The organism is Candidatus Koribacter versatilis Ellin345 (genome assembly GCF_000014005.1).
Taxonomy (GTDB): domain Bacteria; phylum Acidobacteriota; class Terriglobia; order Terriglobales; family Acidobacteriaceae; genus Korobacter; species Korobacter versatilis_A.
Map to the genome: position 1 here is coordinate 1,419,660 of NC_008009.1, position 14,414 is coordinate 1,434,073.

The following is a 14,414-nucleotide window of genomic DNA, read 5'->3' on the forward strand; positions in this document are numbered from 1 at the left end:
GCGAGTGTTGAGTCCAAATCGCCCGGCCCAATTACAGACCTTTTAAGAGCCGTGCCATGGTGGTATCCAATCCGCGAGCGATTATTTGCAACGTAATGAGTCCCGCCTCGCGTTTGCCACGTTCGATATCTGAGATGTGGCCGCGATTGATGTCGAGATACACAGCCATGTCCGTTTGAGTCCAGCCCTTCTGGATTCGCAGAGCACGAATCCGTTTCCCAACCGCCAGTAGCAGTGCGTGCTTGTCGCTGGACACACGCTCATGGTCGCCTTATCATCCCCGCCAGCGTGTCTGGTATGCCAGACAGTCAATATCGGAGAGTGCGAAGTGATAGAAAGCTCAGAGCTGCTCGTGCAGGCGCTTACTCTTGTTGCTTGCGAAGCTGTCGCCGCTAGGATTGTTGAAGCAGAACGGCACAAATCAGCTTCGCAGCGAGTTGCGCTTTTCAGGACAGGAAGAAGGCACATGTGTTTGCACCCAAGCTGCCGACACCCCGTTGTTGGCGAAGTGATATTTGGGCACTGCGAAAAGCATTTGGACGACCGCGAGCGCCGTTGGGTTGCGGAGGACTTCGAGAACAACGGAAGGCCGCAATTGAAATCAGTTCACAGTGTCACGGTGGGACTCGACAGAATGCTTCAAGAAATCGATGACGAAAACATCAAGCTCTTCCAAGAGCTGAAGGACTCTGCTCTTGTCGAGGCGAACCGACTGCTGGATGAGAGACGAGTTCAAGAGTTGGAGCGGGAAAAATATCTTCCCGTATCACTTCGAAATCGAATCAAAGATGCCGAGGAAGCGATATTTCAGTCGCTGCGGTATTCGAGTGACACTGCGGAATGATGGTGTTCGCGTCTTGGTATCAACTTTGGTAACAACCGTACTCAAATCTGCCCATTTGTGCGTATCGGCGATATCGGGAAACCGCTGATTCATGGGGTATTTAGCTAGTTGAACCGCAACCGGCAGGTCACCAGTTCAAGTCTGGTCGTCGGCTCCAGATTTCTCAACAACATAGCCCTGATTTGATCGCCGTGGCCTGCAATTTTGCGCACGGCGATTGATTTTGTCCGCAGAAGTTCTCGCGACGCTGCCATAAGTTGCAGACCGGTCTGCCACTTATGGCGGAAGCGCCTGCTTATTTCGTCGGCGGGTTTGGGTTCTCGGGTTTGTAAGGGCGACCGGTGTCGGTGCGGTCCCACTTGAACTTGACCTTGTCATAGCCGCGCTTCAGGTCCGATATGTCCGACTCGCAGTTTGTACAGATGTCCCTCCCGAAGACCTCGACTTCCACGCTCTCTACTTGGTTTGTCCACCCTGCATCTTGACCCCGGAACCAGTCGATGAACTGTCGTTCGGCATGGGAGATATTGCTCTCGCGGAGAGGATCGCCCGAGTTCCACGCAACCACTTCCAGAGAGTCCGCGCCCTCTGCGGGTTGGATCACGAATCCTGAGGACTTCTGGCTTCCTTTCTTTGCACCGGCGTAGGAGGGCACGGTGACCTCCGGCAGCTGAGCAGCACGGGGATCCTTACCGCCAATTGCCTGGGCACGGGCTGGGTCCACCGGATCGAAACGCGTGTTCCTCAGTCCCTTGGTTATGACTTTGCCGCCTTTCATCTTGATCCTGGCTCGCATGCCGACATAAATGTCTTTTCCGGCGATATTTCGAACCCGCTCCTCGGAGGGAGACATGGGCCCGCTGCGGGTGACCGGCGGTGTCGTGTCTTTCGGAGGCTTCTTCTCGGGTGGAGGGACCTTCTTTCGTTTGTCCGGCTTGGTTTTGGTGTCGCCCGTCGCGTCATCTGACTTGCTTCCCTTGGTTTGTGCAGACGAATCGTCGAGGTCGTCTTTTGACGCCTTCGTGGGAGCGGTTTTGCCTTTGTCCTTCGTGGACACCATTTGTTTGTCTGTGGGCTTGTTGTCAGCAGCGGTTTTCTTTCCCTTTGGAGCACCTTTGGCGCTGCCCTTGCTGCCCAGCGCCGCATCGTCGTCTATGCCGGTGGTTCGCGTCGGAGGAGGCGTTTGCTTTTTCGCGGTGGCTGCCGCCGCATCTGCGTCGGCAACTTTTCCGCTCACATTGGGAGGATCCACAACTTTGGGCGCGGTCGTCGGCGTGGTTGGTGGATCCGGGACGACGGTCTTTGCAGGAACTTTCGGAGGGGTCGGTGGGTCAGGAACGACCGTTTTTGCAGGAACTTTCGGAGTGACCGGGGGATCCACCTGCGTAGTGCCGGAGAGCCTCGGGGGCGTGCTGATCGTTGGATTTTCTCCAAGTTTTACCGGGTACGACGCCATGGTGACATTCACTAAGTCGACGAATGCCACGAGTCCCCCAACCATTTCACCTGCGATTTGAGCCGATTCCAGCATTTTGGGATCGGTGAGTTTTCGATACTCGAACACCGACCAGTAAACCTCCTGGGACGGAGTTGCATTGCGGTCGGCTTTGACTGTGAGCTTCAACGTCCTCTCGAGCGACTGCAATTCGTTCTCGGCGTGTCCCGACTCTGGAGAAAACCACGACTTGCAGGGATCGTCATTGCTCGCCGTCGCCCTCGCGGTGGCAATTCCTCCTCGGTTGGGATCGCATTGCTTGTGCCGCTCGGCGTCCACCAGTTTCATCCACTCGAGGTATCGCTCAAGGACAGGGCCGCGGATCGCGCTGGGCATGTTTTCTGGTCTGATTCGTTGATCGAGGAGCTGGGTGACAAGTTCTCTCGCGAATTTCTGGTCAGCTTCAGACCAGCCCACCATCTCTGTGTCGAGATCCCCCAGGTTCAACTCCTTGCGTAGTTCGAACTCTTGTTTGACCGGATCAACCGGTGCTGGCGGGGCGATCCCCAAGTCCTCGTCGCTCTTGCAGCCGCCCGGTCCACAAATGTTCGGGTCTTCATTGAGAGGCATCAATGTCATCGGCTTGGGCGGATGGATGGGCCGGGCCATGTTCATTTCCGGCATTTCGATCTCAACCACCTCGTGGAGCGCGGGTTTCACTTCTTTCAGATAGGCGTCTTTGGCTGCACCTTCGAAAAATGCCAGCTCACTGTTGACTTTCTCGCGCGCCTCCTGCGAGAGCTTTCCGTGACGACGGATGCGGGCAGACATCACCTGACCGCGATATTTTGCAGCGGAAACGTCGGTCTTCCATCGTTTGTCGGGGGAGCGGCGCAGGACCACGGAGCCCACGTTCTGCTGAACGACATGGGTCAACTCGTGGGCCATTAGAGTCCGGGCCTCCGGCCCATCCGACGAGGGCGCACGCCCGCTGAAGACGATGTCGCGCCCGACGGTGTAAGCCTTAGCATGCAGGGCTTCGGCTGATTCGGCCGCCTGCGCATCTCGATGCACCCGTATGCGACTGAAATCGTAGCCAAAGCGCGGTTCAAAGAAGCTTCTAGTCTGCGGATCGAGCGGCTGGCCCGCCGACCGCAATACTTCGTGGACAATCGGCGGCGCAGCGGCGAGCCGAAGGCTTCCCGCCGCCGCGGGTTTCCTCTGCAGCTTCACAGGTTCCGGCTGCTGTTGGCCACGGCATTTCTCGCACGTCCCGCCGCACTCGCATTTCTTCTGCTCCGAGGAATGGGCTGCAGGAGAGGTCGGTGGGGCAGGGGATGGCGACTTCATTACAGCGTCCGCAGTGCGGTCAGCTTCGGCCTCGAGCGGATCGTCAACTTCTCCTACGTCGAGCTTTGCCTGGATCGGCAGGAGCGGCGAGAAATCTTCAGAATTGCTGCTGCCGTCGTCTTGTGCGCCGGAGAAAAGCCGCAGTCCCGCCAGGGAGAACGAATATTCGGCGCTGACGCCCTCTCTTTGAGTTTCCTGCGAGTAGTAATTCGTCGCTTTCTTTGCTGGAGTTGCGGCCTTGGTCGGGGCCGCCTCCTTCGTCAGTCGGGCGCGCGTGAGCATCCGGTGTTAAGCAGTGCAACTTGATTTCCATTCGTGGTCGAGGTTGGCGGCGGCGCTTTTGCCTTCCGGAATGCGGCAGCCGGGACCGGACGAACTGAAGGTTTTGGCAGATCACTGGTGGGCTCGTGCGGACGCTATCGTTGGTTCTGGCACCTTGGTAGGATGCTGCTGCAAAGTAAGTTGCGGAATCCAGAGTGCCCGAGGTCCGTGGATGATGAAGTTCGCCTTCCTGCTGTTGGTGTGCTCATTCTTTCTGGTTGCGACGAATGAAGCTGGTGCGAGTGCGATGACGACTGTCGTTCTGGAAGAGCCGGGATTTCCGACGGCGGATGCGGCGGCGCCGGACATGGCGCGATTACATGCGCTCATATCCGACGCGAAGTTTGTGGTGGCGGACCAACTGGTTGCTTCGTTAGCGGACAGGGCGACCACGCTGCTGGTGCTGCCCTATGGGTCGGCGTTTCCGGAAGCGGTGTGGCCGGCAATTGATAGCTATTTGTATCGCGGCGGGAACCTGTTGGTGATTGGCGGGCGACCGTTTACGCGTGCGGCGTTTCGCGGAAAATCAGGATGGGAGTTGCGCGAGTACAGCGTGCGCTTCGTGCTCGGACTGAATATCGATCAATACCAGGAGACGCCGGGCAGCGACGGAATGCAGTTCGAGGCGAATCCGGACGTGATGGTGAAGGCGTCGCAGTTTAGGTGGAAGCGCGGATTTAGCCCGGTGATCCGGCTGTCATCCAGCGATGTTTATAAGCGGCAGGGATCGGCGGGAGAACTCGACGCGCGGCTCGATGCACTGGCGTGGGGACTGCGTGATGGACGAAAGTTCGCAGCGCCGGCAATTGGGATTGATCATGTGCGCGGCAAGTGGGGCGGTGGGCGCTGGGTGTTCGTGAATTCGGAGATCACGTCATCGGTATATGCAGGCGATCTCATTCGCGATCTTGTGGAGTACACGGAGCGCGGAGCGCAGGAGTTCACGGCGCGTCCGACGCTGCCACTCTATGCGGAAGGCGAGCCGGTGCAGGTGGAATTGAACTGGTCGGCAAACTCTTCTTCGGCCTCGTTGAGAGCAGAAGTGTCGATCGCGCCGGAAGACAAGCCGGAGCAGAAGGTGGCTCGCACCGCGACACTCGCAAATGGCGGCGCAGTGGTGGAGTTCCCGCCGGTGCAGGAAAAAGGATTGTATCGAATTGAATCACGATTGTTCGATGGCGATCGAACTGTCGCGGCGTATCACTCTGGCTTTTGGATGCGTGACCTCGAGTATCTTCGCTCGGGGCCGAAACTTGGCGTCAATAAAGACTACTTTGAACTCGATGGAAGGCCCTTGGCGGTTGTCGGCACGACTTACATGGCGAGCGACGTGCAGCGGTTGTTCTTCGATCATCCGAATGTGTATGTGTGGGACAAAGAGTTGGGGCAGATCAGCGGTGCCGGCTTGAACATGATTCGCAGCGGCTGGTGGACGGGCTGGGACAAGCTGTGCGACGAGACGGGACGTCCGTATGAGCGGACGCTGCGAACGCTGGAAGCCTATCTGATGACCGCGCGTAAACATGGACTGCCGGTGCAGTGGAACTTCCTCGCATTTCTCCCCGAGGTGCTCGGTGGAGAGAACCCATATCTTGACCCCGTGGCGGTGCGGCGGCAGAAGGCGTTCTATTCTGGCGTGGCCGCGCGCTTCCACGATGTGCCTTTCGTGGCGTGGGACCTGATTAACGAGCCGAGCATTTCACAGTTCGTGTGGAAGACGCGGCCGAACCAGGATTGGATCGAACTGCAGCAGTGGAACGAGTGGTTGAAGCAAAAGTACCCGGATCGCGCTGCGCTGGCGGATGCATGGAACATGCCGCAACTTGGCGACACCGCGCCGGTCCCGACAGAGTCTGAGTTTGCGCCGCGCGCCATGTACGCTGGCCCGAATTCGCTCAAGATTTACGACTTTTATGTGTTTGCGCAGGAGAAGTTCGCGGGATGGGCGCAGCAGATGCGGGAGGCCATCCGCGCCACCGGCGCACAGCAACCGATCGTGGTGGGACAGGATGAGGGTGGATACAACGATCGTCCGAACCCAGCGTTCTTCGGCAACGCCGTGGACTTCACGGCGAACCATTCGTGGTGGGAGAACGATTCGCTGTTGTGGGATTCGCTCGTGGCGAAGCAGCCGGGGAAAGCGATGCTGATCCAGGAGACTGGATTGCAGCGTGAACTGAACATGGATCAGACCGCGCGGCGCACAGTTGAAAGCGAAGGCGCACTTTTCGAGAGGAAGATGGCGCTCTCGTTCGCGCAGGGAAGCGGTGCGATCCAGTGGCTGTGGAACACCAACACCTACATGACCGAAGGCAACGAAGCGCCGATTGGTGCGTTACGCGGAGATGCGACGGAAAAACCGGAAGCCACAGTGCTGCGCAACTTCGGAACGTTTGTAGCCAAGGCGCGTGAGGTGCTTCGCAATCCGGTGCAGCCGGATGTGGCGATCGTGACGTCGCAGGCAATGCAGTTCTCAGTGATCGGCGATGCACAACTGGAGGCCCAACGGAAAGCGGTGCGTGCGCTGGCGTATGCAAACCACGTGGCGCCGTATGTAATTGCTGAGAACCAGATTGCGAAGCTGGGCAATCCGAAGCTGGTCGTGCTGCCTTCGCCACAGGCGCTGAACGAGAAGACATGGCAGACGCTGGTGGCGTACGTGAAAAACGGCGGAAGTTTGCTCGTTACAGGTGGCGTGGGACGTGACGAACATTGGCACGTTGTCGATCGTTTTAACGCGCTCGGCATCAAGGGGGCGACGGAGCCGCTGACGTACAAAACTGCCTCCGTGAAGCTTGGCGCTAACGAAGTCCGCATGAGCTTCGATCAGACCAAGCAGGCGTGGTTGGAGACGGCGCGCTTTGCGGACGAAAAGAAAATTAGCGAAGCCTCGTTGGGTCGCGGAAAGATCTACTGGGTTGCATATCCGGTAGAGCTAGCTGAGGGACTCGATGCAGCGGCGCAGGTTTACAAGTATGCGTTGGCGCAAGCGGGAGTGCAGCCGCTGTATGGCGTCGAAGGTGTAGTTTCTCCGGGTGTATTGATCTATGCGACGGTGCTCGAGGATGCCGTAGCCTACCTATTCGTGTCGGATGACGCGGCGGATACGAATATCGCGGTGCGCGATCGCACGACCGGAGCACGCTTGCAGGTGACGTTGCCGTCGCAACGGGCGGCGATTCGGATCATCCGCAAGAAAGATAAGTCGGTGGTTGCGGAGTATTCAAACGGCGGCGTTCTAGAGGATGAGTAACGATGGTGGTTCCGGCGGTAACGTCGGGACCTCGCAAGGGGCTTGTTTCTTGGCTTTTGTATGTCCTTTGCAGGTCGAGAGTGAGCGGCGCATCCACTTGCTTTTAGAGGGTTTCGCGAAGTTCTGCCGCGGTCCGGCGTCGCCTGTTGTTATTTGTTACAGACCCGCTTGTCACCACGATTCTCTAACCAAAGTAACTTTGCGTTCCAGAGTAGGGCGGGGTATTGTTCTGCTCGTTCCAGCATCAACTTCCCCCTGCAGTCAGACGACAGGGAGTCTTCAATGACATGTACCGAAGCCGCGCAACTCAAGAAACAGGTCCTGCAATGCACCAGCGTTTATCTGGAGGCCGACGGCCAACGGACGGATGCTGGGGAGAACGGCATTGTGGCCGACTTCGCCATGTATGCACTCGCTGAGGCCCGAAGGAAGTACTGGTTCCATGTAAACCAGCATCATTGCGAATCGTTCGAGCAAAGCAAATGAACCCGATTTCGAGTGAATGGACATATCTGCTGTGGCTGGGGCTCACGATCGTCGCCGGATTCCTGTCCGTGCGCTTTCTCGAAGGCCGTGACCTTCGCCGGGTCGTCCGGCAGGAGCGAGAGGCTCTAAAGCGCCATCCCCAGATGCGGTTGTTCCGGTAGATTCCGTTCTACAATAGGCGCCGATGTGGGTCGCTCGGGCGCGAACGTATTTCCTCGTAGTTCTCCTCTTCCTTTTCTTCGCCACGCTGAGCGCGGCGCAGAGTAAGTCGATCTCCATTGGCGGCGGCTCAATCGATATCACGCTTCCGAGCGGAGAACCTGCGGCATTCCAGGACGACTTAATGGAGTGGGTGCGGCGCGCGGCAGATGCCGTGACGACTTACTACGGGCGCTATCCGGTGAAGCACCTGACACTGAAGATCAGCGCCGACGACCGTGATGGAGTGCATCATGGCGTGACCTATCCGGAAAACGGCGGGCTGATCGTAATTTCAGTGGGACGAGGGACGACCAAAGAACAGCTGATGAACGATTGGATGCTGACACACGAGATGATTCATCTTGCGTTTCCTTCTGTGCCACGGCGGCAGCACTGGATTGAAGAAGGAATTTCTGTATACGTGGAACCGGTGGCGCGAGTGCAGGCGGGGCAGTTATCGGTGGAAGAGATGTGGTACGAGACGGTTCGCGACATGCACCAGGGCGAGCCGGAGTCAGGCGATCAAGGACTCGATCGCACCCACACTTGGGGACGAACGTACTGGGGCGGCGCGATGTTCTGCCTGATGGCCGATGTGCGTATCCGTCGACAGACGAAGAATGCGAAGGGGCTGCAGGATGCGCTGCGGGCCATTATGAACGGCGGCGGCACCATCGCCGAAGATTGGGAGATCGATCGTGCGCTGGCGATGGGCGATAAAGCGACAGGGACGACGGTGCTGATGGATCTCTACCACGAGATGAGCGATAAGCCGGATCCGATGGATCTCGATGCGATGTGGAAGAAACTCGGCATCACGGTGGAAGGGAAGACGGCGAAGTTCGACAACTCCGCGCCGGACGCCGGGATCCGTGAGGCGATAACGCGTAAACCATCAGCGCAGAAGTAGCAAGCCGATGATGCAGAGAACGAATCCGCTGGCACTGCGAAGGGTAAAGCTCTCGCGATACACGACGGTGCCGACAACGAGAAGCACAAGCGCGACCATGGTGTTGCAGGCGAACGAAGTGATATTCAGCTTCAGGCCATAGCGATAGCCGATCAGATAGCCAGACTCGATGGCGACGAGAGAAGCCGCCAGTCCGACCGAAACCCAATTCAAACGATGCAGTTGTTCCAAAGAGACGCTGTGATGCGAGGCGGCGATGCAGAGGCACGTGAGTGAGGCGAGTCCGAAGGAAATGAAGAGCGCGAGAAACGGATCGAGCGTGGAAGGCGTGGCTTTCTGGCAAAGGTGATAGAGGACCCCGCCGCCGATGATCATGCCGACCGTGATGATTTCCGAAGTGCTGAGATTCATGCCGTTCCCTTCTGTTCGTCGCGCCGCATAAGGAAGTCTTCCTGGGGATCGTTGCCGACGAGGAATTGCTGCGTGCCGATGATCTTGAATCCGAAGCGCTCGTAGAAGCGAATGGCGCGCGGGTTTTCGGAGAAGACGCCGAGCCAGACCGGATGGGCGGCATACGCCAGCATCTCGAGCATCAGCGCATGGGCGACACCGCTCCCGTGGAAATTCGGCCCGACATAAAGTTTGCGCACCTCGGAGGGATGCGGCTCCGTCAATTGCGGATGAGGGCTGTCGTGCCACAGCTCGCCATACCCGGCAATCTTTTGTTCAAACTCCGCGATGAAAAGCACGACATTGGTATCTGCGATGGCTTCGCGGAACCGATCTGGCGTGAGCTTCTCCTCGAAGTAGGCATCGAGGTCGGCCTGTGCAGCGCCCGGGCGTCCGCCGAGAGGGAACACCGCGCGCGCAAATTCCGACAAAGCTTCGGCATCGCTGGTGCTCGCGCGTCGGGTAAAGAACACAACTCGAGGCATGGAAGGGATTGTAACGGAGGCGGAAATCCCCGCCCTGTCCGCTGTGCGGATAAGGACGGGGCACCCGAAGTTACTTCGTCGAGAAACGGAAGATGATGATGTGGTGGAATTTCTGGCCGGGCTTCAGCACGGCGCTGGGGAAGTTGGGCTGGTTCGGAGCGTCGGAGAAATTCTGGGCTTCGAAGGCATAGGCATTGCGGAAGGCGTATTTGTGTCCACCTTTGCCGGCTACGCCGTCCATGTGATTGCCGCTGTAGAAATGCAGGCCGGGCTGGTCGGTGAGCACGGTGAGAACGCGTCCGCTGGCAGGATCGTAGGCTTCGGAGGCGGGCACGAGCTTACCGTTGTTGTCGAGAACGTAGGTGATGTCGTAGCCGATGCCGTACTTGAGTTGGTCGTTCGACTTGTCGTCAACGTGCGCACCGATGGGAGTGAGCTTGCGAAGATCGAGGGGCGTGCCGGCGACATCAGCGAGTTTGCCGGTGGGAATCAGGCCATCGTTTACGGGGACAACTTTCGCGGCGTTGATCTGCACTTCCTGCTTGGCGACGTCGCCGCTACCTTCACCAGCCAGGTTCCAGTAGGCGTGGTTGGTCAGGTTGAGGACGGTGTCCTTGTCGGTGGCAGCGGAGATGTCGAGCTTGAGGTCTTTGCCGATCAGCGTGTAGCGGACGACTGTGGTCAGGGTGCCGGGGAAACCGGCTTCGCCATCTTTGCTGACGTAAGTCAGTTCAACGCCATTGGCAATCTGCTTGCCTGTCCAAAGCTGCTTGCCAAAATTTTCGGGTCCGCCGTGCAAGGTGTTGGGGCCGTCGTTCTTGGGGGTATGGAAGTCTTTGCCATCGAGGTTGAAGGTTGCGTTGCCGATGCGACCGGCGTAGCGGCCGACGAGCGAACCGAAGGATGCACCGTCTTTGACGTAGCCGTCAACGTTGTCGTAGCCGAGGGTGATGTCGGCGGTTTTGCCGTTCTTGTCGGGGGCAAGCAAGGAGACGATGCGCGCACCGTAGGTGGTGATACGGGCTTCGATGGCGCCGTCTTTGAGGGTATAGATGTCGACGGAGCGGCCGTCGGGCATTTTGCCGAACTCAGATTTGCTGACGGTGGTTGCGGCGTGGGCAAGTGAGGCGAGAACAGAAAGCGTGAAGAAGACTGCCAAGATGCGGTTATGGAGCACGAAGCCTCCGCAGAACTAGGATTGCGATCCGGATAAATGTAAATCATTGTTGCCAGATTGGAATAATCGCGAAGCGAAGTATCCCCGGAAAGTAGCGTCCAGCGTGGTTTTTGCGACGACTCGCCCCTTTCGATGAAAAGCCCGCCTTAGCAGGAACAACCCTGGACAGAGCTGCTCGTTCTTAATCGGCAAATCCCGCGGTTCGGGTCTGGGCCATGAACACTTCGTGTCGCTTCGTCTCCTTCCTCTCTCTTGCCACCTCGTTAACCATTTTGCTTGCCAGCTGCGGAGGAAACTCCGGCAGCACAACCCCGCCGCCACCCGAGGCCGCGCCGTCGCTGACATTTTCCGCGGCTGCAACGTCGGTTGCGGACGGGACCTCTACCACGTTGACATGGAAGGCTTCCAACGCCGACTCGGTATCGATCGATAACGGAATCGGCACCGAGCCGGTGACGGGTTCGGTAAAGGTCACTCCCACGAAAACTACCACTTACACAGCTACCGCGGTGCACGGAAGCAAGAGCGCTACCCAAACCGTGACGGTGACGGTTACACCCAAGGGCCCGGCGCTGCAGTCGATTTCGATTTCACCGGCCAGCTTCTATCTACGGGTTGGCGAAAAGCAGCAGTTGAAGGCAACAGGCAGCTTTGACGATGGCAGTTCTTCGGACATCACATTGCAACTCACGTGGACGTCGGCAAGTTCGACCACTGCAGGAGTCGGGGAAGGACTGGTGACAGGCGCGGCTGCGGGTGCTACGGACATCACCGCCAGTCTCGACGGGTTGAGCGCAAAGGCGCATGTTGCGGTGAGCGCTGCGGCTTCGACGAACGTCCTCACTTATCACTACGACAATACGCGGGACGGCGCGATCGCAACCGAGACCACTCTCACTCCTGCGAACGTTACCAAGAGCGGCTTCGGTAAGCGTTTCACTTATGCGGTGGATGGTCAAATTTATGCGCAGCCGCTGTACATGGCGAGCCTCAAGATCGCGGGCGCTACGCACAACGTTGTGTTCGTCGCGACGGAGAACGACTCGGTCTATGCCTTCGATGCGGATGGGCGACAGACATCTCCGTTATGGAAGGTGAGTATCGGCAAGCCGGAGACGGTAAGCGATCCGCTCGGCATCAAACCATTGCTGGGAATCACTTCGACGCCAGTAATCGATGCGGCGACCAACACCATGTACGTTGTTGCGCGCGACGGATCGAAGTTCGTGTTGCATGCGCTCGACGTGACCACCGGCGCGGAGAAGGCTGGGTCGCCCGTAACAGTGACGGGGTCGGTGAGCGGCTCCGGCGGCGATAGCAAGGGCGGCGGCATTACGCTCGAAGGCGGTTGTTATCAGCGTTCGGGGCTGGTCCTGGCGAACGGCAATGTTTACCTCGCCTTTGCTCATTGCGCCCACGGGTGGCTCATCGCCTACGACGAAACTTCGCTGCAGCAGACGGCGATCTTCAACAGCACCCCGGATGGTTCGGGCGGGACGTTCTGGATGAGCGGCGGTGCTGGCGCGGTCGATGCTGGCGGCGATATTTACTGGATGACCGGTACAAACTTTGGCGACTCGCAGCCGGGCTACAACAATGCGTTCTTGAAGATGTCGCGCACTTTGACGATTGACGACTACTTCATGCCGAGCAACACCGACACCTTGATCAAGAACGATGCCGATCTCGGCAGCGGTGGCCTGGTGCTGATGCCCGACAACTCGTCCGGTACGCCACACGAGGTCATCGGAGGCGGTAAGGATGGACGCATCTTCGTGCTGAATCGCGATCGGATGGGCGAGTACCAATCCACGGATGATGTGTTGCAAGTGGTGCAGACCGGAACGCAGCAATACAACAACCTGCACTGCACGCCGGTGTACTGGAACGGCAGCCTGTATGTGCACTCCGCCAGCGATGTCATTCGGGCGTACGGCTGGTCAAGTAGCACGGGGATGCTGACCACTGCGGCGACGTCGAAGGGAAGCACGGTGTTCGGGTCGCATGGCGCGACACCGATCGTCTCGTCAAACGGCAACAGCGATGGGATCCTCTGGGAAGTCGAGTACACCGACTATTCCAGCGGAGGCGCGGGCATCCTGCATGCGTACGACGCAACCGATGTCTCGAAAGAGCTGTACAACAGCACGCAGGCGGGATCGCGAGATACGGCTGGTCCGGCGATCAAGTTCACGCCGCCGGTGGTGGCAGACGGCCAAGTCTTCGTCTCAACCAGCAATGAGCTCGATATCTACGGGCTCCTGTAGCGTTAGCTGACCTCGGCAGACTCGGTGACGACGCGCGCAGGGATGCGCTCCGTCGGCGAGCTGCTGAGGAACGCACAGACGAGCGTGAGCAACGAGGCCACGGCGATCGCGGCAACGCAGGCGTGCCAGCCGCGCCAGAGCCACACCCAACCGAGCGCTGTCGCGCCCACGCTGCCACCAATGTAGTAGAGAGTGACGTAGAGTCCGGCGGCAGAAGAGCGGGCGCGGCCGGCGTTGATGCCGGTCTGTACCGTGGCGGCGGCCTGGTAGATGAAGATGCCGGAGGAGAACAGCGCCAGGCCCACGATCACTATGCTGAGGTGCTGCGAGAGCGTGCAGGCAAGTCCTGTGAGCGCGAACGCCGTGGCCACAATCGCGGTATTGCGGAAGCCGCTGCGGTCCAGGAAGCGTCCGGAGAGCGGCGTAATGATGAGACCGAGCAGGTAGACGCAGAAGATCGTGCCCAGAGCGGCACTGCTGAGGTGGAATGGCGGCGCTGCCAAGTAGAAGTTCACGTAAGTGAATGCGCCGACCAGCGAGAAGAGTACGCCGAATCCCATGGCGACCGTGGCCAGCAGCCGCGGATTGCGCAGGTGCATCCGCATGTCATTGAGCGTTGCGTTAATGTCTTCGGCTTTTTTGAAGTTCCTGGCTTTGGGCAGCCATTGTCGAACGGCGATCGCTCCGCACAGGTTGATGACGCCGATGACGACAAAAGCGGCGCGCCAATGCCAGTGGGTGGCGACCAGTCCGGCGATGAAACGGCCAAGAAAACCGCCGAACACGGTGCCGGTCACATAGGAAGCCATCACGCTGCCTACATTGATGCCGCTGAATTCTTCGCCGATGTAGGCGATCATCACCGCAATAATTCCCGGGACGCAGATGCCTTGCAGGAAGCGCCACAGCACCATCGACCAGATGCCAGTGGAGGTTGCAGCGAGCAGAGTTGGAACGGTAAGCCAGAACAGCGCGGGAACAATGACCTTCTTGCGTCCAATGCGCTCTGCCATTAAGCCGACGATGGGCGCCGCGATGGCGACACCGAACGTGGTCGCGCTCACCGTAAGACTGACCTGGAGTTCCGATGCGTGAAATAAGCGTCGAAGAAATGGCAGCAGAGGCTGGGTGCAATAGACGTTGAGAAATGTGCACGCGCCCGCGAGCATGACCGCGATCAGGCTCATGCTGGTACTTCTGTCCGGGTTCGGGGCCGACGAATTCACTGGGTCCTG

At 58.7% G+C, this 14,414-nt stretch carries 12 protein-coding genes; 6 read left to right on the forward strand and 6 right to left on the reverse strand.

Features of this window, described 5'->3' with window-relative positions; translation table 11 throughout:
- Positions 1 to 31 precede the first annotated feature (31 nt).
- A complete protein-coding gene (locus ACID345_RS05860; protein ID WP_011521946.1) occupies positions 32 to 256 on the reverse strand; it encodes a helix-turn-helix domain-containing protein in 225 nt (74 codons plus the stop codon).
- 72 nt (positions 257 to 328) lie between these two features.
- On the opposite strand from ACID345_RS05860, the gene ACID345_RS26580 reads away from it, so the two are divergent.
- Entirely contained in the window at positions 329 to 844 is a 516-nt protein-coding gene (locus tag ACID345_RS26580) for a hypothetical protein (protein ID WP_148210033.1), read from the forward strand.
- Positions 845 to 1,139: 295 nt separating this feature from the next.
- On the opposite strand, the gene ACID345_RS25165 is transcribed toward ACID345_RS26580, so the two are convergent.
- On the reverse strand, positions 1,140 to 3,911 hold the full coding sequence (locus ACID345_RS25165) for an eCIS core domain-containing protein (RefSeq protein WP_011521947.1): 2,772 nt from the start codon (positions 3,909 to 3,911) through the stop codon (positions 1,140 to 1,142).
- Between the two features lie 211 nt (positions 3,912 to 4,122).
- Between ACID345_RS25165 and ACID345_RS05875 the strand changes: the two genes are divergently transcribed.
- The 4 genes from ACID345_RS05875 (at position 4,123) to ACID345_RS05885 (ending at position 8,800) form a co-directional block, all read left to right on the forward strand.
- Positions 4,123 to 7,203, forward strand: coding sequence for a beta-galactosidase (locus ACID345_RS05875; RefSeq protein WP_011521948.1), 3,081 nt, complete (start codon positions 4,123 to 4,125; stop codon positions 7,201 to 7,203).
- Between the two features lie 282 nt (positions 7,204 to 7,485).
- Positions 7,486 to 7,689: a hypothetical protein gene (locus tag ACID345_RS05880; protein WP_041855485.1), complete on the forward strand. Its 204-nt coding sequence runs from the start codon at positions 7,486 to 7,488 to the stop codon at positions 7,687 to 7,689.
- Positions 7,686 to 7,850 (forward strand): hypothetical protein, encoded by a 165-nt coding sequence (locus ACID345_RS26855; protein WP_187148952.1) that lies wholly within the window; start codon positions 7,686 to 7,688, stop codon positions 7,848 to 7,850. Before ACID345_RS05880 ends, ACID345_RS26855 begins: the two co-directional genes overlap by 4 nt.
- A gap of 23 nt (positions 7,851 to 7,873) precedes the next feature.
- Positions 7,874 to 8,800, forward strand: coding sequence for a hypothetical protein (locus tag ACID345_RS05885; protein WP_011521949.1), 927 nt, complete (start codon positions 7,874 to 7,876; stop codon positions 8,798 to 8,800).
- On the opposite strand, the gene ACID345_RS05890 is transcribed toward ACID345_RS05885, so the two are convergent.
- From ACID345_RS05890 to ACID345_RS05900, 3 genes are all read right to left on the reverse strand, one after another.
- The gene (locus ACID345_RS05890; protein ID WP_011521950.1) at positions 8,786 to 9,211 is read right to left on the reverse strand and encodes a hypothetical protein; all 426 of its coding nucleotides are present in this window, start codon (positions 9,209 to 9,211) and stop codon (positions 8,786 to 8,788) included. The two genes, ACID345_RS05885 and ACID345_RS05890, sit on opposite strands and share 15 nt — an antisense overlap.
- Positions 9,208 to 9,735 carry a GNAT family N-acetyltransferase gene (locus ACID345_RS05895; RefSeq protein WP_011521951.1) on the reverse strand — a complete coding sequence of 176 codons (528 nt, stop codon included), beginning with the start codon at positions 9,733 to 9,735 and terminating at the stop codon, positions 9,208 to 9,210. Before ACID345_RS05895 ends, ACID345_RS05890 begins: the two co-directional genes overlap by 4 nt.
- A gap of 70 nt (positions 9,736 to 9,805) precedes the next feature.
- The gene (locus ACID345_RS05900) at positions 9,806 to 10,912 is read right to left on the reverse strand and encodes an aldose epimerase family protein (RefSeq protein ID WP_011521952.1); all 1,107 of its coding nucleotides are present in this window, start codon (positions 10,910 to 10,912) and stop codon (positions 9,806 to 9,808) included.
- A 215-nt stretch (positions 10,913 to 11,127) separates the two neighbouring features.
- On the opposite strand from ACID345_RS05900, the gene ACID345_RS05910 reads away from it, so the two are divergent.
- Complete coding sequence (locus ACID345_RS05910; protein ID WP_011521953.1) at positions 11,128 to 13,179, forward strand: Ig-like domain-containing protein; 2,052 nt, start codon at positions 11,128 to 11,130, stop codon at positions 13,177 to 13,179.
- 2 nt (positions 13,180 to 13,181) lie between these two features.
- Here ACID345_RS05910 and ACID345_RS05915 read toward each other — a convergent pair whose 3' ends face one another.
- Complete coding sequence (locus ACID345_RS05915; protein WP_148210035.1) at positions 13,182 to 14,366, reverse strand: MFS transporter; 1,185 nt, start codon at positions 14,364 to 14,366, stop codon at positions 13,182 to 13,184.
- Positions 14,367 to 14,414 lie beyond the last annotated feature (48 nt).

Excerpts from the sequence above, each read along its gene's own strand:
- ACID345_RS05880 (WP_041855485.1), top strand. The coding sequence starts at position 7,486 with ATGACATGTACCGAAGCCGCGCAACTCAAGAAACAGGTCCTGCAATGC.
- ACID345_RS05915 (WP_148210035.1), bottom strand. The coding sequence starts at position 14,366 with ATGAGCCTGATCGCGGTCATGCTCGCGGGCGCGTGCACATTTCTCAAC.
- ACID345_RS26855 (WP_187148952.1), top strand. The coding sequence starts at position 7,686 with ATGAACCCGATTTCGAGTGAATGGACATATCTGCTGTGGCTGGGGCTC.
- ACID345_RS05910 (WP_011521953.1), top strand. The coding sequence starts at position 11,128 with ATGAACACTTCGTGTCGCTTCGTCTCCTTCCTCTCTCTTGCCACCTCG.
- ACID345_RS05875 (WP_011521948.1), top strand. The coding sequence starts at position 4,123 with ATGATGAAGTTCGCCTTCCTGCTGTTGGTGTGCTCATTCTTTCTGGTT.
- ACID345_RS05885 (WP_011521949.1), top strand. The coding sequence starts at position 7,874 with ATGTGGGTCGCTCGGGCGCGAACGTATTTCCTCGTAGTTCTCCTCTTC.
- ACID345_RS25165 (WP_011521947.1), bottom strand. The coding sequence starts at position 3,911 with ATGCTCACGCGCGCCCGACTGACGAAGGAGGCGGCCCCGACCAAGGCC.
- ACID345_RS05890 (WP_011521950.1), bottom strand. The coding sequence starts at position 9,211 with ATGAATCTCAGCACTTCGGAAATCATCACGGTCGGCATGATCATCGGC.
- ACID345_RS05895 (WP_011521951.1), bottom strand. The coding sequence starts at position 9,735 with ATGCCTCGAGTTGTGTTCTTTACCCGACGCGCGAGCACCAGCGATGCC.